This window comes from Devosia sp. A449 (assembly GCF_054489375.1).
In genome coordinates this window covers 97,595-116,403 of sequence record NZ_JBTMWU010000009.1, presented here as the reverse complement: position 1 = coordinate 116,403, position 18,809 = coordinate 97,595, and the positions used below count along the sequence as shown (strand labels likewise).

The following is an 18,809-nucleotide window of genomic DNA, read 5'->3' as shown; positions in this document are numbered from 1 at the left end:
AAGCTGCGAGCGGAGGGTCATAAGGGCAGATGATCAGTCCAGATCTTGGGAGGGATTGCCGCCGAGATAGCGCAGGGCCGCCGCACGCTTGTTCTGCAAATGGCGGAACATGATGTCGCTCAGTTCGAGCCCGGCACGACGCTGTAGAGCGTCGAGCATCTGCTCATGCTCCCGCATCGCCTCGCCCCAGCGATCCTTGTGATTTTCGCGGTTTGCGTTGTAGCGCACCCGCTGCAGCCGGCTAGTGAAATTGCCATACGTCACCGCCAGGGCCGCATTGCGCGCGGCGGCGACGATCGCTTGATGGATCTGCTGATTCAGGGAGAAATAAGCTGGAAGATCCCGCCGCATATAGCTGGAATACATATCATAATGGAGTTTTTCGATCTCCGCAATTTCTGCATCCGTTATGCGCTCGCAGGCTAGGCGACCAGCGACCGCTTCCAGGCCACCCATCACCTCAAACATTTCGCGGATGTCATTCTCATTATAGACCCGCACGCGCGCACCGCGATTAGGCAAGAGCTCCACCAGCCCTTCGGCCGCCAGAACCTTGAGCGCCTCGCGCAGGGGCGTCCGCGACACCCCCATGGTTTCGCACAACAGTCGCTCGGGAATGCGCGCGCCATCAGGCAGACTGCCCTCGATCAGGTAATGCCGCAGGCTAGCCAGGATTTCCTCGTGCAGCGACCCTCCAGCAGACCGCAGGGCACCCTCCTCGCCCGCCTCCGCCACACCGCCCATTTCGGCCATTCCGCCCGCCCCCAACTTAGGTAGTCCGCACTCTACCACTCGAAAAGATCGAATACAAATCCATTGTACTGCCCCGAAAATGAATGCAAAATGCGGACCAAGGATTCACTTCAAGGCAATCAGGCGGCAGATGACACTTCATTTTGGACAGCACTTCCTGCAAATCCCAGGCCCAAGCCAGGTCCCTGACCGGGTTCTTCGTGCCATCAGCATGCCGGTCATCGACCACCGGGGACCCGAATTTGCCGATCTTGCCAAGACGGTCCTCACCGGCAGCCAGCGCATTTTCGGAACCCAACACCCGGTTCTGATCTTCCCCTCCTCGGGCACCGGCGCCTGGGAAGCAGCCATCGTCAACACATTGAGCCACGGCGACCGTGTACTCATGGTTGAGACCGGACACTTCGCCACCCAATGGCGCAAGCTTGCCACGAAATGGGGCGTGGAAGTCGAGTTTATCCCTGGCGATTGGCGGGACTGGGCCGATCCCGAGGTCATTCGCGAGCATTTGGCTAAGGATCGAGAGCATCACATCAAGGCGGTGATGGTGGTCCACAACGAGACCTCGACCGGCGTCGCCAGCCCAATCGCCGCGATCCGCGCAGCGATCGACGCGGAGGACCATCCGGCACTGCTGATGGTCGACGCGATCTCGTCGCTGGGCTCCCTGCCCTATGAGCACGACAATTGGGGCGTCGACGTCACCGTCACCTGCTCGCAAAAGGGCCTCATGCTGCCACCCGGCCTGAGTCTGGTCGCCCTGTCTCCCAAGGCCATCGAGGCAGCGAGGACGGGCGGGATGCCCCGATCCTATTGGGACTGGTCCGAAATGATCGAGTTCAATCGAACCGGCTATTTCCCCTACACCCCCGCTACCAACCTGCTTTACGGTTTGCGGGAGGCCATTGCCTTGCTCGAAGGCGAAGGCATGGCCAATGTCTTTATCCGCCATGACCGCCTTGCGTCCGCCGCCCGCGCCGCGGTGCAGGCATGGGGTCTGGAAGTGCTCTGCACCAATGACCATGCTTATTCCTCCGTGCTGACGGCGGTCCTCTTGCCTGAGGGTCACGACGCCGATGCGTTGCGGGCCCACGTGCTGGAGCATTACAATCTTTCTCTCGGCCAGGGACTGACGAAGCTGAAAGGCAAGATTTTCCGCATTGGCCACCTGGGACAATGCAACGACCTGACCCTGCTTGCGACGCTCTCCGGCATCGAGATGGGCCTGAAGGGCACGGAAATCCCCTTCCAGCGAGGCGGCGTCCAGGCAGCGATGGATGTGCTGGGCAGATAGGCAACGGCCCGGCATTGTCCAGCCAGGTGAGGCAAACGATTGGGCGCAGGGCTGAGTAGCACTTACTCCGCCTTGCGCACTCGCGAGGTCACCGAACAGGCGGCAGCTCAAGACCAAGGAGGGCGGGATCAGTGACGACCATGTGGGCGTAGATGGGGAGCGGGCCGCTGCGCCAAGGCGGTAACGTCTTATCAAATGGCCATTCCAACACTGGCCAGCGCCGGCCAAATACGCAATGATCCGCCATGCGTGCATCGTCCCGCATCTGGGACGATGCAAGTATTTTCAGTCAACCGGAGGGCCGGCATCGACGTTAAGTTGAATATGTCCAGCCTAAAATTGACCTACAAGAAATTATTCTTGTCTTGCCAAAATTACTCCGAATACATCCGCCTTCGCCTGAAGCAAGCCGACTTGGAGATTTTTCATGAAATTGTCAACATCAAGCATTTGCATTGCCCTTCTGCTGAGCACTGGCGCAGTTAATGCACAGCAAGCTGCGGCACCAGCCGAAGTGCAGCCGTTCAAGGCCGGCATGCCAGTGGGTGTGACCAGCCGCGACGGGGTCTACACCCCGGCTTCTGACAATGTAAAAATGTACGGCGCCCTGGTGAGCACCGAGAGCTGTTCCTACGATGCTGAACGAAACCTCATTGTGGCCCTCAACCGAGGTGCGCCGCAGGACAGATTCCCCAATGATGCCTTTGTGTCCCTGATCAATCATGATGGTTCGGTGCATACGCCCCGCTGGATCGGGGCCAATCGCAACGGCCTGGTGCTCAATGAGCCATTCGGCAGCGACATCGTGAACGGCACGCTCTACGCCGCCGATAGCGATGGTGGCACTGCTGACGGGGTAGCACGAACTGTCGTCATCCGCATGTTCGACATGGCAACCGGCGCGCCTTCGGGCGAAATTCCGGTGCCCGAAGTGGCGTGGTTCAACGACATCGAAGTCGCCGACGACGGCACGATCTATGCGTCCCAGACCGGCGGCGGCAAGGCCGAAGATCCGATGCGCATCTACAAGATTACCCCGGATGGCACGGCCAGCGTCTTTCTTGACGGCGCGCCGCTGGCATCGCCCAACGGTGTGGGGATCGATGGCGACGGCAATATTGTCGTGGTCAATATCGGCGACGATGCGGTGCTGACGTTTTCGCCCGAAGGCGAGTTGCTCAATGCCGAGCATGCCGCCCAACCCGGCAGCGATGGCCTCGTGATCATGGCCGACGGCACCAAATATGTCAGCAGCGTCACGCAGGGCGGCATTTCCAAGATCGTCCCGGGACAGCCGGCCGAGCTTATCGCCACCGGCGTGCCGAGCGCCGCCTCGATGTGCTACGACGCCGAGGCCAACCAGTTGGTGATCCCGCTCAACAACAATAACGGACTGGCTTTCCTCAAGCTGGACTGATCGCAGGTCTGAACAGGCCTTCGTGCTGAAAACGCGCGGATTGCTGGCGGCGACGCCCGCAATCCGCGCGGCCCAGAATCAGCAAATTCAACCTCAAAATCCGCTCCGGTGGACGGTTGTGATCGCGTCTGCCTTCCCCCGGCGCGACAAATAGGCATAGACTCACGCTAATCGTCGAAACGCAGTTCCGGCGGTGGGAGATGTCTGAATTGTTTAGTTTTACTGGGCGCGATGCCCGCCTCGCCGGGTTTTTCATCCGGACTGTTTTTTGCCTGTCGTTTTTAATCGCGTCACTGGCCCATGCTGCTGACTACGAATATGGGGAGCATCCGCCCGCACTCAGCGAGCGGCTGACGCCAGATGTGGTCAGCAAGGTTTTTCCCGAAGCCGACCGCACCGAATTGCTGGACGATGAGGGGCCGCTGTCGGCAGCCGCCTATCAGGGCGATGAACTGCTCGGCTATATCTTTTCGACGCTGGATATCGTGCGGGCTCATGGTTATTCGGGCACGCCATTCGATGTCATCGCGGGTGTTGGCCTGGATGGACGGGTGACCGGCGCGGTCAGCCTGTTTCACCGTGAGCCCCTGATCATCGAGGATGACCGGCTCATCGCGCTGACGGATAAATTTCTGACCGCCACAGCGGGCATGTCCTCACGTACCGGGGCTGCGGACGGCCCCAAGCCGGAATTCCTTGCCGGGGTGACGACCTCTGGCCGGGCCTTCCGCAATGCGATCCGAGATAGTGCCCGCGTCGTGCTCAGCGCGCGGCTCGGCCGGCCGGTGATTACCCAGCCCACGCTCGACATCGATAGTTTCGCGCCGATGGACCACAACGCCCTGCTCGCCGATGGCTCCATCGCGTCGATGACCATCACCAATGCCGATCTCGCCCAGGCGATGGAACAGGCCGGGGCGGCAGCAATGACGCCCGAGATTACTCCGCGCGGTGGACCTGATGAGGTTTATCTGCAACTGCGCGCTGGCCTTGCCACGCCTGCCATGATCGGCCGGAATGCCGCCGGCCGGGGCAGCCACGACTTGATCTTCGCCGACTTCCCCCCGGGGTCTCAGGCCATTTTTCTGGCCTCCAATGGCCGCTATGATTTCCTGGGCTATAAATTCCAGAACCGCTCCAGCGGCTTCCACTTGGAGCGCTTGCGCATCCTACAGGGCGACCGCAGCTTCGAGTTCGACAAATCCAGTTTCATGCGGGCCGGAATTCGGCTGGGCAAGGTCAGCGGCATGGTGCTGTTGCCGCCCGATAGCGGTTTCGACCCGCTGGCGCCTTGGGGCGTCGAGATTCTGGTTCATGCCACCGACGCTGCTACCGGCGCCACCGCGACCATCGCGCTGCCCGTGCTGGACTATCAATTGCCCCCCCGCCACATCCTGATGCCCGAACCGGACCCGGTTCCGGCCTGGGTCGAGGCCTGGGAGCATAGTCGGACCGAAGTGATCATCCTGGGCGTGGCTCTGCTGGCGCTGACGGGAATTCTGGCGTTCCAGTCGGTATTGTCGCGTTACCGGCGTTTGCATCGCTGGGTTCGCACCGGTTTCCTAGTGTTCACGCTGGTCTGGCTGGGCTGGGGTGTCGGCGCGCAACTCTCCATCGTGCATGTCATCAACTATCTCAAAGCGCCGTTCCAGAATCTGGATATCGGCTTCTATCTGGCCGAACCGCTGATCGTGATGATTTCGATCTATACGGCCATTTCGCTGCTGCTTATTGGGCGCGGGGTGTTTTGCGGCTGGCTTTGCCCATTCGGGGCCTTGCAGGAATTGCTGGCCCAGGCGGCCCGCCTGCTCCGCCTGCCGCAATGGAATCCCAGCGCCAAGCTGCAAGGCAGGCTGTGGTGGGGGAAATATGTGTCCTTCGCCGTGGTTGTCGGCTTGGCGTTCCTGGCGCCCACTGCGGGTTCGGTCGCCGCCGACATCGAGCCATTCAAGACGGCAATTTCCACCCACTTTGTCCGCGCCCTGCCCTATGTGCTTTACGCGGTGGTGCTGTTGTCCATCGGCTTGTTTACCGAACGGGCGTTTTGCCGTTTCCTTTGCCCGCTTGGCGGCGCCTTGGCGATCCTCGACCGGCTGCATTTGCTGACCTTGCTCAAGCGCCGCCCGGAATGCGGCAGCCCCTGCAAATTATGCGAACGCAGTTGCCCGGTGCGTGCGATCGAGCCGACCGGCAAGATCAACATGGCCGAGTGTTTCCAATGCCTGGATTGTCAGGTGGAATATTACGACGACCATCGCTGCCCGCCGCTGGCCAAGCAGCGCAAGCAGCGTGAGCGCTCCAGCGCCGCCCAGCGTCCGAATGTTCCGGTTTTCACGCGCAATGCGGTGGCTAAATGATGAGCGGAACCTCCTCGCGCCCCGGCGCTCCGTCGAAATACTCGCGTCGGCAGGCCCTCAAGGTGCTGGCGGCGACGCTGGCCGTGCCGGTCGGCATTGCCGGCCTCAGCCGGCTCGGCGAGCAACCTTCATTCCAGACCTGGCAAGGCGAGTCGCTGGGCGGCCCGGCCAGCCTGACGCTGTGGCACCCCAATGCCGCCTTTGCCCATTCGACAATCGCCCGGATGCGGAGCGAGGTCGAACGGCTGGAAGGGGTATTCAGCCTGTTCCGCCATGACAGCGAAATTTCCCGGCTCAACCACAATGGCCGGCTGCTCACGCCCTCGCCCGATCTGGTGGCGGTTCTGGAGGCTGCGCGCGAGATTGCCGCTGCGAGCCATGGCGCCTTCGATCCGACGGTCCAGCCGCTCTGGCGGGTCTATAGTGAGCATTTCCGCAAGCAACCGGAGTTGGTCGCGGGGCCGCCTGCTGCGATCATCGAAGCGGCGCGCGCGTTGGTGGACTATCGCCAGCTCGAGATCGGCCCAAGGCAGCTACGATTCGCCAAGCCCGGCATGGCCGTGACGCTCAACGGCATCGCCCAGGGCTATATTACTGATCGGATCGCCGATTTACTGCAGCAGGAAGGCTTCGATAACAGCATGGTGGACGTGGGCGAAACCCGTGCCATCGGCGGGCGGCCGGAGGGTGGCGCCTGGTTGATCGCCCTCAAAAACCCACGCAATACCCTGGAAATCAATCGCACCATCAGCATCGCCAATGAAGCGCTGGCTGTTTCGGGCGGCTATGGTCAGCATTTCCCCGGGTCGGACCTGCACCATATCTTCGATCCGGCCAGCGGGCGCAGCGCCCAGCGTCTGCTGGAGGTCAGCGTAGTTGCCCCGCGCGCCATGCTCGCCGATGCCCTGTCCACAGCCATTTTTGTTTCGGGTGAAGCTGCGGCCCAGCCGCTGCTGGCGCTCTATCCCGAGACTCGGGCCATGCTGACGCGCCGCGATGGCACCAGTGCGTAGCCCGCAGCCGTTTTGGGCGCGCTTTGATCGTCCGGCATGCTCCAAACCTGTCCTGTGGCCGTCGACTCAGCCTCCGGACCGGCCGACGTCTCGAACCCCGGAAAGGCTTTTAGACATTCGTATGACTTTTGCCCATTCTTGCTTGCCATCCACGTCATTTTTTGTAACAACTATCGTGGTTTAGGACGAATTTTCTAGTTTTTGAACCACCAAGTTTAAAAGGGAAGGTATTGCAATAATGCCTCAATCCAAACGTCGCTTCCTCGCTGCCGTTGTTGTGTTTTCATTGTGTTCGTCACCATTGTTGGCGCAGCCGCTTGAGATAGACGGCACCTACGGAACAGCGGCTGGTTGCGCGATCATAAATGGCGAGCGTTCCATTCCAGATGGCAAGGTTAGAGCCCTGGGAGCAGAGAAGGCCCTCGTTGATGAGGCCATTTGTACCATTACTGGGTTGACCGATCCGGTTGCCGAAGATGGCAAGACGGTCTGGGATGCCAATGTCGTGTGCGAGGCCGGCCATGAAGAGGCCGAGAGCGGTACGCTGCGCATTTCGCTGCAGGACGACAAGCAGTCCGTTGACATCAAGGTGCTGGATGGCGCCGGCCCCAAGGGGAAGCTGAACCTCTGCCCTTGAGGGCGGAGCCAATTTCTACCGATAATATTATGCGTTGTTGAGGAGCGCTGAATGAGCAGCAAAGAAGATAACAACAAAGAATTTGGCGAAGGTCAGCCGATCTGCCGTTTGGCTGCTGGCTTTGGCCGGCGCGCCGTTCTTCAGGGCATGGTCGCCGTTGGCGGCATTGCCGTCGCTGGTCCCGCTTTCGCCCAGGCCGACAACGAGCTGGCGCCGCAGGTTGGCGACTTCATCACGATCCGTGAAGATGGCCGCCGCCTGACCGTCAAGGAACTGCGCGCAGGCACCAGCCCGAAGACGGCTTATGCGGTGTCGCCCGAAGGCGTTGTCCGTAACGGCGATTACATGCACACCCTGCTGGCCATCAAGTTCAACGACAGCGATTTGACCGACGAGGCCAAGGCTGCTGCAGCTGAAGGGGTGTTTGTCTATTCCGCGATCTGTACGCATGCCGGCTGTGAAGTGACCGGCTGGCTTCGCGAAGAGAAAAATCTCGAGTGCCCGTGCCATGGCTCGCACTTCGACCCAAAAAACAACGGTTCAGTCGTGTTTGGGCCTGCCAGTAGAAAACTACCCCAGCTTGGTCTGGAAATAGTTGATGGCGAGATCGTGGTTGCTTCAGTCTTCGACTCACGAGTCGGCGGCGACGAGACGATGTGATTTAATTTTTAGATTGGGAGGCAATAGTATGAGACGGAATTCTCTGCTGCAATCAAGCCTGATTGCACTCAGCATGGCTTTGGCCATTGGCGCGCCGATGGCCGCTGACACGACGGCCGAGCGCCTGCTCGCCGCCGGCAGCGAGGCCGAAGACGCCAACTGGCTGATGGTTCACCGGACCTATGACAGCCATCGCTTCAGCCCGCTGAAGGAAATCAACACGGACACCGTCAAGGATTTGACGCTCGCGTTCGTGACCACGTTCGACAACGCCTCGCGCGGTGGTCGTTATGCCAGCGCTCGCAACGAGGGTACGCCCCTGGTTGAAGACGGCTTCATGTATGTGCAGTCCGGCTGGTCCGTGGTGTACAAAGTGGACGTTCGCGACGGCAAGGTCGGCAAGATCATCTGGAAGTATGATCCGGAAGTCGACCGTGAGTGGATTTCGGACGCGACCTGCTGCGGTGCAGAAAACCGCGGTATCGGCCTGTGGAACGGCGATGTTATCGGCCTGACCATGGACGGACGCGTCTTCTCGCTCAGCAAGGAAAGCGGCGAAGTGAACTGGGAGGTGCAGCGCGCCGACCAGGAGCGTGCCGAGAGCTTTACCGGCGCACCGCTGATCGTGGGTGACACCGCAGTCTACGGTCCGGCAGGTGGCGAATATGGTATTCGCGGCTGGCTTGAGGCCCTGGATCTGAATACCGGCGAGCCGGTATGGCGGACTCACCTCGTCCCCGGACCTGGCGAGCCAGGCTTTGATACCTGGGAAGGTCGTGACTGGGAGACTGGCGGCGCCTCGATCTGGCAGACCGGCAGCTATGACCCGGAAACCGGCATGATGTATTGGGGCACCGGTAACCCGGCGCCGCAGATTGACGCCGAATACCGTCCTGGCGACAACCTCTATGCGTCCAGCATCGTGGCGATCAGTTCCAAGGACGGCGCCATCGACTGGCACTACCAGTTCACGCCGAACGACCCGTATGACTATGACGAAGTTGGTGACAACCAGCTGATCGACGTCGTCGGTGAAGACGGCAAGACCAGCAAGATGGTGGTTCGTGCGGCCCGTAACGGCTTCATGTACGGTTTCGACCGTCTGGACGGCAAGCTGAGCTATGCCGAGCAGTATGTTGAAGACGTCTCCTGGACCACTGGCATTGACCTCGAAACCGGCAAGCCCAACGAGTACGATCCTGCAGCCCGTCTGCAGAAGTACATTGCTGGTACCGTCGGTTCGCGTGCTGGCGACGTCGGCATCTACTGCCCGACGCTCGGCGGCGGCAAGAACTGGCAGCCTGCTGCGTACAACCCGGGTGTGAACCTGCTGTACGTGACGTCGGCTGAAGGTTGCTCGGCTTACGTGCCTGAAGAGTCGCCGAATCCGACCATTACCGGTGGCGAATACGACGTCGTGGCCGCACAGCGTGAATGGAACGGGCGTCTGCCTGCTCCTGAAGGCACGGTCATGCCGGAAGTGTTCAACGGTGGTTCGGTCATCGCGATCGACCCGGTTACCGGTGAAACGGTCAGCAAGGTCACCATGCCGCGTCGTCTGAACGGCATGCTGGCAACCGGTGGCGACCTCGTTTTCGGTTCGGGCACGGACGGCTACATCACTGCCTATGACGCCAAGTCGCTGGAAGTGGTGTGGAAGTTCAACGTCGGCACCTCGCTGGCTGGCCCGCCGATGAGCTACGCAGTGGATGGCAAGCAGTACATCGCTGTGCTGGCTGGTGCTGCTCCGTCTGCCGCAGATCGTGGCGTCTATCCGCCGTCCGCGTTCTTCGTGCCGACCGATCAGCTCTACGTCTTCGCGATCAACTAAGTTATCGAAGGTGGGCCCCATTGGGGCCCACCTTTACCTCACGCTGTGGGAGGCCTTTAGCGCTCGTTGAGATACGTATCCTCCCAGATCCACGGAGGCGTAAATTCATCCGCGGCCCACAAACCTACCCTGTTCGACTTTGCCTCTTCCTCAAGCCGCACATACTCATCAGACTGGTCGGGAAATGCCATGGCCATACCTTGACGAACCAGCTCAGCGGCGAGATCCAGGTCGCCAATAGTGCACCGGCCAAAGCGCAGCACGCGGCGGCGCAAGTGCGGATCGCGGACCTGCTCGCAGCTTACGGTCTCGTTTTCGATCAGGCCCTGCAGCGACTGCAAGGCCTCCAAGCCACAGCCAAATTTTTGGCCATCATTGGTACACCACTGAATTCTAAGGGGCGCATCGACTCCAAACAGCGCGAAGACCACGCCGTTCACAGCCACATGATCCCCTTCAACCGCGACGGCGGGTCCGACTTCCGTCTTCAGGGGCGCGCTTAATATCCCTTGGGCATATGTGGCTCCAACCAGCGCCGAATATAGAAAAGCCAAACATGCGACCCGTTTCATTTGTATTCTCCGCAATTCTTCAAAAACTTCGCTCTGCTCAATATGCATCGGCAATTGCCGCTTCGGTCTTGGCGCTGAGCCTCTCGGCCGCCGTACAGGCCCAGGAAACAGCGCCCTTCCCGCCCGATTTCCGCACCTTGGGCATCGGGCAGAATGCTGCTGACATTACCACTGAAGGGTATGACCGCTTTGCCTGCGGCAACAATGGCAATCTGTCGCTGCAAGCCTTATCCGGTTGGGCGGAGTATGCAAAATGCGCGGCGGATGAGAACGGGCTGCATGAAGTTGTTGTCGAATTCGGCAACAGCACCGAGCGCCTGTCCCAGCTGTTTCATGACCAATATGACGAAGAGCTCTGGCTGCAGCCCTTCGGCGGCACGCGGGTCGCCAATTTTCCCGTGGTGATGTCCCTGCTGTTTGACGAAAACGGCGTGTCGCGGGGGTTCCGTGCGGTGACCGATTCACGCGCTGAAACGCGGGACCGCTCCAAGGCCTATTTGCTGCGCTTCCGGGTGTATTCGCATTATGGCAGCGAAGGCTGGGACTGCGACAGCTTCGAACCACGCTTCGGGCGCACGCCGGTGGGCACCAACTACGTCGATGACATCTGCACCAAGTCCGTCGACGGCAAATTTGTGCGCGTCGAGGGCCATGCCTTCCGCAAGCCGGGCCAGACCGGTGTCGATCTCACCGGCCAGTTCGCCCCAGGCCAGTTTGAAAGTTCGACGCGGTGGGAAGCTTGGGATGCGTCCTATCCTCGCGTCGAGGAGAAAGCCCAGCAATGACCCTGGCACGCAGGACAGCACTGGGCGCGTTCGCGACGCTGCTCCTTCTCGCCCAGGGCACGGGCATGGCCAGTGCCGATCCGTTGCAGGATTTCCTGGCTGGGACGACGACGCGCTGTGTGGCCTGTGACTTTACCGGCGCAGATCTGAGTGGCGCCAATCTGTCCGAGGGCGATTTCACCGACTCCATCTTTGACGGTCTCGATCTGAGCGGGAAAAATCTGGCAAATTCCGGTTTCTATCGGGCCAGCATGCAGGGCGTGAATCTGCAGGGCGCAAACCTGACCCATACCGATTTCACCGAAGCCAATTTGACCGGCGCCAATTTGCAGAAGACCACGGTCGATCAGGTGATCTTCTTCCGGACCAAGCTGTCAAACGCGGTTCTCGATGGAGCGATCGGGCTTGGCGCGGTGTTTCGCCGTGCCGTCATGACCGGCGCCACACTCAAGAACGCTGAATTGCCGTTCAGCCAGTATGAGAACGCCCGCCTGAGTGGTGTTGATGCTTCTGGCGCCGATCTGAAGGGCTCGACCTTTCATGGCGTTACCATGCAGCGCTTCAACCTGCAGGGTGGCAGCGTTGAGGGCGGTGACCTGTCGGAGATCAATGCCCGCAACAGCAACTTCGCCGGAGCCACCTTGAAGGGCGCCGACATGCTGCGCGCCGATCTGGTAAACTCCGACCTGTCCAATGCCGATCTGAGCGGAACAAGGCTGCTTGCGGCGAATCTCCGCGACACGAATATTGACGGCACGAATTTCAGTGGCGCCCTTATGCCGGACGCCTCCTGGCACGACTAAAAATGGAGATATGCCGACCTAAGACAGCAATGAATTTGTAAAAATCACAATTCCGACGACGCGCTGGGTTGCGCAAAGCGAACAGCGCCAAAAAAATTAGCAATTGTTCACTCAGGGAAGAGGACACACGACGATGAAGATTTGGAATTCACTCAAGGCAGCCGCTATTTTTACCTGCCTGATTTCCGTCCCCGGCACGGCTTTGGCCGAAGGTAACCTGGCATCGAATGCGACCCGCCTGCCTGATCTGGAAATCAACTCCACTGACCTGACCTTCTCGCAAACCACCTTCGAGCTGGAAACCGGCAAGTATTACCGCTGGCGCATCGTCCATGATGGCGGCGAAGAGCTGGCAGTGATCGCACCGGGCCTGTTCCGCAATTCCTGGATCAACCAGGTGATCATCAACGACCTCGAAATCACCCCTTATGGCCTGCACAGCGTCGAATTCGACGACGAAGGCATTGTCGACATCTGGTTCGTTCCGGTTCGTCCGGGCGAGTATCAGTTCTCGGCTGACGGCTATGAGAGCCGTGGGTTGGTCGGCAAGTTCATCGTGAAATAGCCATGAAGCTAAAATCCCTCATCACCCTCGTCGGCATGACGTTGGCCATGATTGTTCCCGCCCAGGCGGCGGGAACTAATCTCATTTTCGTATCCAACGAAAAGAGCCATGAAGTCGTCGTGCTCAATCCTGAATACGAGATCGTCAAGCGGATCGAGACTTCGCGCCGTCCGCGCGACATGCATTTCAACGCCGACCGCACCCTGCTCTATGTGGCGTGCGGCGACGACGACATCATCGACATCATCGATGTTGAAACCCTCGAAGTGGTGGACAGCATCCCGACCGGGCCGAGCCCGGAAGTGTTTGCCTTCTCACCCGACGAATCGCGCATCTACGTCTCGAACGAAGAAGATTCGCGGCTCGAAGTGATCGATGCGGCGACCCGCATTTCGATTGCCGATATTCCGACTGGCGCCGAGCCGGAAGGCGTTATCGCCACGGCCGACAACACCACGGTTTACGTGACGTCGGAAGTTGCGGACATGATCCACGTCGTCGACGTGGCGACCAATGCGGTCACCAAGAATATCCTGGTGGGCACCCGTCCGCGTCGCTTCGCCATGACCCCGGACGATACCGAGCTGTGGGTTTCGGCCGAGCTGTCGAGTGAGGTCTATGTGATCGATCGCGCCACCAACGAGATCAAGGACGTGCTGGAATATATCCCGCCCGGTTTCCGCCTTGAAGACGTGACCCCGGTGGGCATCGAGATCACCAAGGATGGCAGCAAGGCGCTGGTCAGCCTGGGTCGCGCCAACCACATCGCTATTGTGGATGTCGCTACCAAAGAGGTGATTGAATATGTGCTCGTCGGCCGGCGCGCCTGGTCGGTGGCGCTCAATCACGATGACTCCATCGCGATTGTGGCCAATGGCCTGTCTGATGACATCACCATCGTTGATATGGCCACCATGAAGGCGGTGAAATCGGTTCCCGTTGGACGGGTTCCGCACACCGTGTTGATCGATGATTAGGCCCCTGGCAGCCCTTGGGTTTTCTCTGTTGGTGTCGACGGCTTTGGCCGCCGATATCAGCATTGGCTACCTGTCGCTCGAGAACGATCCGCGCTATTCCGAAGACTATGTCTATGCGCGGATCGAACTCCATCCCACCGGTGACGCGCTCAAGGGCGCGGAACTGGGATTGCTCGATTCCCAGATGCTGGCCGAGGCAACCGGCAACAGCTTTGTGCTCGATGCAGAGAAGGCCGGCGATGTCGCCGGGCTGCTGGCCAAGGTTGAGGCCATGGCCGCAGCCGGGACGCAGTTTGTCATTCTCGACCTGCCCGGCGAAACGGTCGACCAATTGGCCAGTGCCAGCCGCGATCTACCGGTGACGCTGGTCAATGCGACCGCGCCAGACGATGTCCTGCGCGGTCGTTGTTATCCCAACCTGCTGCATACTGCGGCATCCGACCGGATGACCGCCGACGCCATGGTGCAGTACCTGCGGAGCAACAACTGGACCAAGGTGCTGCTGCTGGTTGGCGAACAGCCTCGTGACGCCCAGATCGCCGACAGCTTCCGCCAGTCGGCCGAGCGCTATCGCTTGGACATCGTGGACCAGCGTCCCTTCTCGCTCAGCACCAATCCGGAGAGCCGCGAGGAGAACAATACCCGCCTGCTGACCGGCGGTGCGGATTATGACGTCATCTACCTCGCCGATAGCGATGGCGAGTATGGCCGGTACCTGCCCTATGCGACGCAATTGCCGCGCCCCGTCCTGGGCTCCACCGGGCTTGTCGCCACCGAATGGCACTGGTCGCTGGAGCGCTATGGCGCACCCCAGGTCAATTCTCGCTTCGAGGATATTTCCGGTGGTCGCCGGATGGCCGGACAGGACTGGTCGACCTGGATTGCGGCTAAAGCCATCGCCACGGCCTACACCAAGTCGCGCGCGACCGATGCCGCCGGCATCGACGCGTATCTGCGGGCCTCAAAGCTGCGCATCGACGGCTCCAAGGGCGTAACCATGAACTTCCGCGAATGGGACGGGCAGATGCGCATGCCGGTCATGCTGGCAACCCACAACGCGGTGATAGCCATTCCGCCGCTCGATGGGTTTGAACACCAGATCAACACGCTCGACACGCTCGGCACTGACGAACCGGAACACGCGTGTCTGTAACCGCCCATCATCTTTGGCTCGGCATTGTTGCCATCAGCTGGCGCGAGATTTCAAAATTCTTGCGCCAGACTGAGCGCCTGCTCGCGGCCCTGATCCGGCCTGCCCTGTGGCTGCTGGTGTTCGCCACCGGCATGCATGATCTGCTGGGCGTCTCGATCATCCCGCCCTACCAGACCTATACCCCCTATCAGGAATATATCCTGCCGGGGCTGGTCGGGATTGTCGTCCTGTTCCAATGCATGCAGTCGGCGCTGTCCATGGTCTATGACCGGGAAGCCGGCGTGATGCGCGTCATGCTGGTCTCGCCACTGCCGCGCAACTTCCTGCTGTTTGGCAAGATCGTCGGGGCCACCATCCTGTCACTGCTGCAGGCCTATGCCTTTCTCGGCCTGGCCCGGCTGTTCGGCTATGGCTTTCCGCTCTGGGGCTACGTCACCATCATTCCGGCGATATTGCTGTCGGGTCTGATGCTGGGCTCCATCGGCCTGCTGGTCTCGGTCTATACGCGCCAGCTGGAGAATTTCGCCGGCATGATGAACTTCGTCGTCTTTCCGATGTTCTTTCTGTCGTCCGCCCTCTACCCGCTGTGGAAGCTGCGGGAGGTGGGGGCCCAGCCGGTCTATTACCTCTCCGAGGCGAACCCCTTCACTCACGCCGTCGAGCTAATGCGGTTTGCCGCCTATGGCCGGTTCAGCTGGGTCGATTTTGCGGTCGTTGCCGGCTCAACCATTGTCGCTTTCGCCCTGGCCGCGCGCGGCTATGACCCGCAGGCAGGGGCTATTCGCAAGCAAAAGCGCGATTAGGCGGCGACCGCCGCACTGCCCACCAGCGCCAGATAGGCCTCAGCCAACGTCGCGGCGCCCGCCAGTTCACAGATCTCGGCGGGCGTCCCGGCGGCCAGCACCAATCCCTCGGCGATCAACACGATCCGGTCCGCCGCCGCAACCTCTTCCACAAGGTGGGTGGCCCACAGGACGGCCACCTTGCGGGTGCGTTGCAGCCCGATGATATGCTCGTTGAGCAGGCGCCGACTTTCTGGGTCAAGCCCCACCGAGGGCTCGTCCATCAGCAGCAATTCAGGCTGATTGAGCAGCGCCCGCGCGATTTCCACCCGCCGCTGGTTGCCGCCTGACAGCATGCGCACGGTCTTGTTGGCGACCGCGTCAATTTCCAACAGCCGCGTCACCTCATCGATGCGCGCCGTGAGCGCCTTGCCCGACAGGCCAAACAGCGCCCCATGAAATTTGAGATTGGCGACTACGCTCATCTCCAGATCGATCGAGCGTGTCTGGAACACCACCCCAAGCTTTCGCAATATCTCGGACGGGTTTTTCCGATAGCCCAGCCCAAATGCCGAAACCGAGCCTGCGTCCGGCACAAACAACCCAGCGGCGATCTGGAACAGGGTGGATTTGCCTGAGCCATTGGGCCCAAGCAGCCCCACAAATTCTCCGGCCCCAACCGCCAGACTGACCCCTTTGAGGGCTTCGGTTTTGCCGTAGGATTTACGGACGTCGCGGAACTCCAGGGAGGGTGTCACGCTGCAACCTTTCGATCATGCCGCAGGGTCGATGAGACCGGCCTGCGTTGGAGAATATAGGAGGCCTGTGGCAAGCCGTTTGAATTGACCGCCACGCCCCTTAGATAAGGCACGCGCCTGGCATTGTCCCTACACATCCAGCTTTTTCCAGCGCCAGTCTCGTCATACGTCGCCGGGCTCACTATTGGGCGATCTCACAGCCAGGCCTGCAATCTCGGGACGATGAAATCGAGAAACAGCCTGATCCGATGCGGCATATGCCGGCCGCCGAGAAAGAGCGCGTGGACCTCCTCGAAATCGCCAATACCGAGATCGGGCAGCACCTCGACCAGCCGCCCCGCCGCCAGGTCCTGCCGGAGGTGGAAATCACCCAGCCGCGCCAGACCGACGCCGGCCAAGGCCATGCGCCGCACCGATTCGCCATTATTGGCCAACAGGCTGCCCGCGATGATGTGATCGACAATGCGGCCGCCATGATTGAGCGGCCAGATTGGTCCGGAGCGGCGGAAATTGAAGCCCAGACAATTGTGGCGGTCGAGGTCTTCGATGCTTTGGGGGGTGCCGTAGCGCGCCAGATAGGCCGGCGTGCCAACAATGCGGCGCTGCACCGCACCGATGCGCCGCGCCGTCAGGCTGGAATCAGCCAGCGGCCCGATGCGGAAAGCGATGTCGGTGCGATCAAGATAGAGGTCGACGATCTCGTCCGACAGCGACAGATCGACGATGATATTGGGATAGGCCGCCCAGAATTCCGGCAGCAGCGGCTCCAGCCCATGCACTCCCAGCCCGACCGACGCATTGACCCGGACAATGCCCCCGGTGCTGGCGGCACCCGCGGTCAAATCGCGCTCAAACTCGTCGAAGGCGCTCACCATCGCCTTGCCGCGCTCGTAGAATAGCCGCCCCTCCTCGGTCAGCGACAGCCGACGCGTCGAGCGCTCGATCAGGCGTGTGCCCAGCCGCGCTTCGATCCGCGCAATCAGCTTGCTGACCGTCGATGGCGTGGTCTGCGTCAGCCGCGCCGCCGCCGAGAAGCTCCCCGTTTCCACCACCCGCAGGAAGACCTGTAGTTCGCCGATGCGATTGTCCATTGGAATGCTCCATCCACGCGACAATAGCCTAATGTGCGGCCCGCTATCTGTGAACTGGTTTCATGAGTGATGCGACGCTGCGTGTCATTATCGCCGAGCGCGATCAGTGTCATCTAAGGGCAACTCAGAGCGACCGTGAATCGGTCCTGCGCGTTGCCGCGCCTCTTTCTTCTGCAAGGACCTAGATCCATGAAACTCAACTGGCCCCTTCTGGCGCTGGCCATCGGCGCCTTTGGCATTGGCACTACCGAATTTGCCCCCATGGGCCTGCTGCCCACTATCGCCACCGGAGTCGGGGTGGATATCCCCACAGCCGGTCTGCTGGTCAGCGCCTATGCCATCGGCGTCATGCTCGGCGCGCCGGTGATGACGCTACTGTTCGGCCGCTTGCGCACCCGCACCGCGCTGATCTTCCTCATGGCCATCTTCACCCTCGGCAATATCCTGTCGGCCATTGCGCCGGATTATTGGACGCTGCTGGCCGCTCGCCTCGTCACCAGCCTCAACCATGGCGCGTTTTTCGGCCTCGGCTCCATGGTCGCTGCCAGCCTCGTGCCCAAGGAAAAGCAGGCTGCGGCCATCGCCACCATGTTCATGGGCCTGACCATCGCCAATATCGGCGGCGTACCCGCCGCCACCTGGATCGGCCAGCAGATCGGCTGGCGCATGGCCTTCGGGGCCACGGCGGGTCTGGGCCTGTTGACCATGCTGGCGCTGCTGCTGGCCTTGCCGCGCGGCGCCGTCGCCGAGCGCCCCGATATCGGCAAGGAGCTTGCGGCCATCACCCAGGGCCCGGTGTTGCTGGCTCTGCTGACCACGGTGCTGGGCGCTGGCGCCATGTTCACGCTCTACACCTATGTGGTGCCGATGCTCGAAACCCTGACCGCCGCGTCCCCGGTCTTCATCACCCTGGGACTGATGCTGGTGGGTGTTGGCTTCACCATCGGCAATGGCCTGGGTGGCAGGCTCGCCTCGTGGTCGCTCGATGGCAGCATCAAGATCTTCCTGACGGCGATTATCGCCATCCTGATCGCCCTGCCCTTCCTGCTGACCAGCCAGATCGGCGCCGCTATCGGCCTGTTCCTCTTCGGCGTGGCGACCTTCGGCATCGTGCCGCCGGTGCAGACCAAGGTGATGCAGGCCGCCAGCGGCGCCCCGGGCCTCGCCTCATCGGTCAATATCGGCGCCTTCAATCTCGGCAATGCCCTGGGCGCGGCCGTTGGCGGGGTGGTGATCTCCGCCGGCCTCGGCCTGCCCGTGGTATCCTTCGCCGGCGCTGCGGTCGCCGCGCTGGGCCTGGTGGTGGTCTTCGTGTCCGGGCACCGTCCTGCCCGGGCTACGCAGCCCGCAGAATAGGAACC

18 protein-coding genes are annotated in these 18,809 nt (G+C 61.0%); 14 read left to right on the top strand and 4 right to left on the bottom strand.

What is annotated here, in order from left to right:
• Positions 1 to 33: 33 nt before the first annotated feature.
• A complete protein-coding gene (locus tag ACX3OW_RS19675; protein ID WP_459097529.1) occupies positions 34 to 744 on the bottom strand; it encodes a GntR family transcriptional regulator in 711 nt (236 codons plus the stop codon).
• 139 nt (positions 745 to 883) lie between these two features.
• Here ACX3OW_RS19675 and ACX3OW_RS19670 point away from each other — a divergent pair, with 139 nt between their 5' ends.
• From ACX3OW_RS19670 to ACX3OW_RS19640, 7 genes are all read left to right on the top strand, one after another.
• Positions 884 to 2,047: a pyridoxal-phosphate-dependent aminotransferase family protein gene (locus ACX3OW_RS19670; RefSeq protein WP_459097489.1), complete on the top strand. Its 1,164-nt coding sequence runs from the start codon at positions 884 to 886 to the stop codon at positions 2,045 to 2,047.
• 427 nt (positions 2,048 to 2,474) lie between these two features.
• Entirely contained in the window at positions 2,475 to 3,464 is a 990-nt protein-coding gene (locus ACX3OW_RS19665) for an SMP-30/gluconolactonase/LRE family protein (RefSeq protein WP_459097488.1), read from the top strand.
• A gap of 209 nt (positions 3,465 to 3,673) precedes the next feature.
• The gene (locus tag ACX3OW_RS19660; protein ID WP_459097487.1) at positions 3,674 to 5,821 is read left to right on the top strand and encodes a 4Fe-4S binding protein; all 2,148 of its coding nucleotides are present in this window, start codon (positions 3,674 to 3,676) and stop codon (positions 5,819 to 5,821) included.
• Positions 5,818 to 6,834, top strand: a complete 1,017-nt coding sequence (locus ACX3OW_RS19655; protein ID WP_459097486.1) for an FAD:protein FMN transferase — start codon at positions 5,818 to 5,820, stop codon at positions 6,832 to 6,834. The genes ACX3OW_RS19660 and ACX3OW_RS19655 overlap by 4 nt, the downstream gene beginning before the upstream one ends.
• Positions 6,835 to 7,072: 238 nt before the next feature.
• The gene (locus tag ACX3OW_RS19650; RefSeq protein ID WP_459097485.1) at positions 7,073 to 7,471 is read left to right on the top strand and encodes a hypothetical protein; all 399 of its coding nucleotides are present in this window, start codon (positions 7,073 to 7,075) and stop codon (positions 7,469 to 7,471) included.
• Positions 7,472 to 7,522: 51 nt separating this feature from the next.
• Complete coding sequence (locus ACX3OW_RS19645) at positions 7,523 to 8,131, top strand: Rieske 2Fe-2S domain-containing protein (RefSeq protein ID WP_459097484.1); 609 nt, start codon at positions 7,523 to 7,525, stop codon at positions 8,129 to 8,131.
• Between the two features lie 28 nt (positions 8,132 to 8,159).
• On the top strand, positions 8,160 to 9,962 hold the full coding sequence (locus tag ACX3OW_RS19640) for a PQQ-dependent dehydrogenase, methanol/ethanol family (RefSeq protein ID WP_459097483.1): 1,803 nt from the start codon (positions 8,160 to 8,162) through the stop codon (positions 9,960 to 9,962).
• Positions 9,963 to 10,018: 56 nt separating this feature from the next.
• Here ACX3OW_RS19640 and ACX3OW_RS19635 read toward each other — a convergent pair whose 3' ends face one another.
• A complete protein-coding gene (locus ACX3OW_RS19635; RefSeq protein ID WP_459097528.1) occupies positions 10,019 to 10,582 on the bottom strand; it encodes a thermonuclease family protein in 564 nt (187 codons plus the stop codon).
• Positions 10,583 to 10,602: 20 nt separating this feature from the next.
• On the opposite strand from ACX3OW_RS19635, the gene ACX3OW_RS19630 reads away from it, so the two are divergent.
• The 6 genes from ACX3OW_RS19630 to ACX3OW_RS19605 all read left to right on the top strand — a co-directional run bounded on the left by ACX3OW_RS19630 (position 10,603) and on the right by ACX3OW_RS19605 (position 15,620).
• Entirely contained in the window at positions 10,603 to 11,319 is a 717-nt protein-coding gene (locus ACX3OW_RS19630; RefSeq protein ID WP_459097482.1) for a hypothetical protein, read from the top strand.
• Positions 11,316 to 12,122: a pentapeptide repeat-containing protein gene (locus ACX3OW_RS19625; protein WP_459097481.1), complete on the top strand. Its 807-nt coding sequence runs from the start codon at positions 11,316 to 11,318 to the stop codon at positions 12,120 to 12,122. Before ACX3OW_RS19630 ends, ACX3OW_RS19625 begins: the two co-directional genes overlap by 4 nt.
• 133 nt (positions 12,123 to 12,255) lie before the next feature.
• The gene (locus tag ACX3OW_RS19620) at positions 12,256 to 12,687 is read left to right on the top strand and encodes a cupredoxin domain-containing protein (RefSeq protein ID WP_459097480.1); all 432 of its coding nucleotides are present in this window, start codon (positions 12,256 to 12,258) and stop codon (positions 12,685 to 12,687) included.
• 2 nt (positions 12,688 to 12,689) lie between these two features.
• The gene (locus ACX3OW_RS19615; RefSeq protein ID WP_459097479.1) at positions 12,690 to 13,664 is read left to right on the top strand and encodes a PQQ-dependent catabolism-associated beta-propeller protein; all 975 of its coding nucleotides are present in this window, start codon (positions 12,690 to 12,692) and stop codon (positions 13,662 to 13,664) included.
• 31 nt (positions 13,665 to 13,695) lie between these two features.
• A complete protein-coding gene (locus ACX3OW_RS19610; RefSeq protein ID WP_459097478.1) occupies positions 13,696 to 14,817 on the top strand; it encodes a type 1 periplasmic-binding domain-containing protein in 1,122 nt (373 codons plus the stop codon).
• Complete coding sequence (locus ACX3OW_RS19605) at positions 14,808 to 15,620, top strand: ABC transporter permease (RefSeq protein WP_459097477.1); 813 nt, start codon at positions 14,808 to 14,810, stop codon at positions 15,618 to 15,620. The genes ACX3OW_RS19610 and ACX3OW_RS19605 overlap by 10 nt, the downstream gene beginning before the upstream one ends.
• Here the strand turns inward: ACX3OW_RS19605 and ACX3OW_RS19600 are convergent.
• Positions 15,617 to 16,357: an ATP-binding cassette domain-containing protein gene (locus ACX3OW_RS19600; protein ID WP_459097476.1), complete on the bottom strand. Its 741-nt coding sequence runs from the start codon at positions 16,355 to 16,357 to the stop codon at positions 15,617 to 15,619. The genes ACX3OW_RS19605 and ACX3OW_RS19600 overlap by 4 nt on opposite strands.
• A gap of 194 nt (positions 16,358 to 16,551) precedes the next feature.
• Positions 16,552 to 17,448, bottom strand: coding sequence for a LysR family transcriptional regulator (locus ACX3OW_RS19595; protein ID WP_459097475.1), 897 nt, complete (start codon positions 17,446 to 17,448; stop codon positions 16,552 to 16,554).
• A 189-nt stretch (positions 17,449 to 17,637) separates the two neighbouring features.
• Here ACX3OW_RS19595 and ACX3OW_RS19590 point away from each other — a divergent pair, with 189 nt between their 5' ends.
• Positions 17,638 to 18,804: an MFS transporter gene (locus tag ACX3OW_RS19590; protein WP_459097474.1), complete on the top strand. Its 1,167-nt coding sequence runs from the start codon at positions 17,638 to 17,640 to the stop codon at positions 18,802 to 18,804.
• The last annotated feature ends 5 nt before the right edge of the window (positions 18,805 to 18,809 follow it).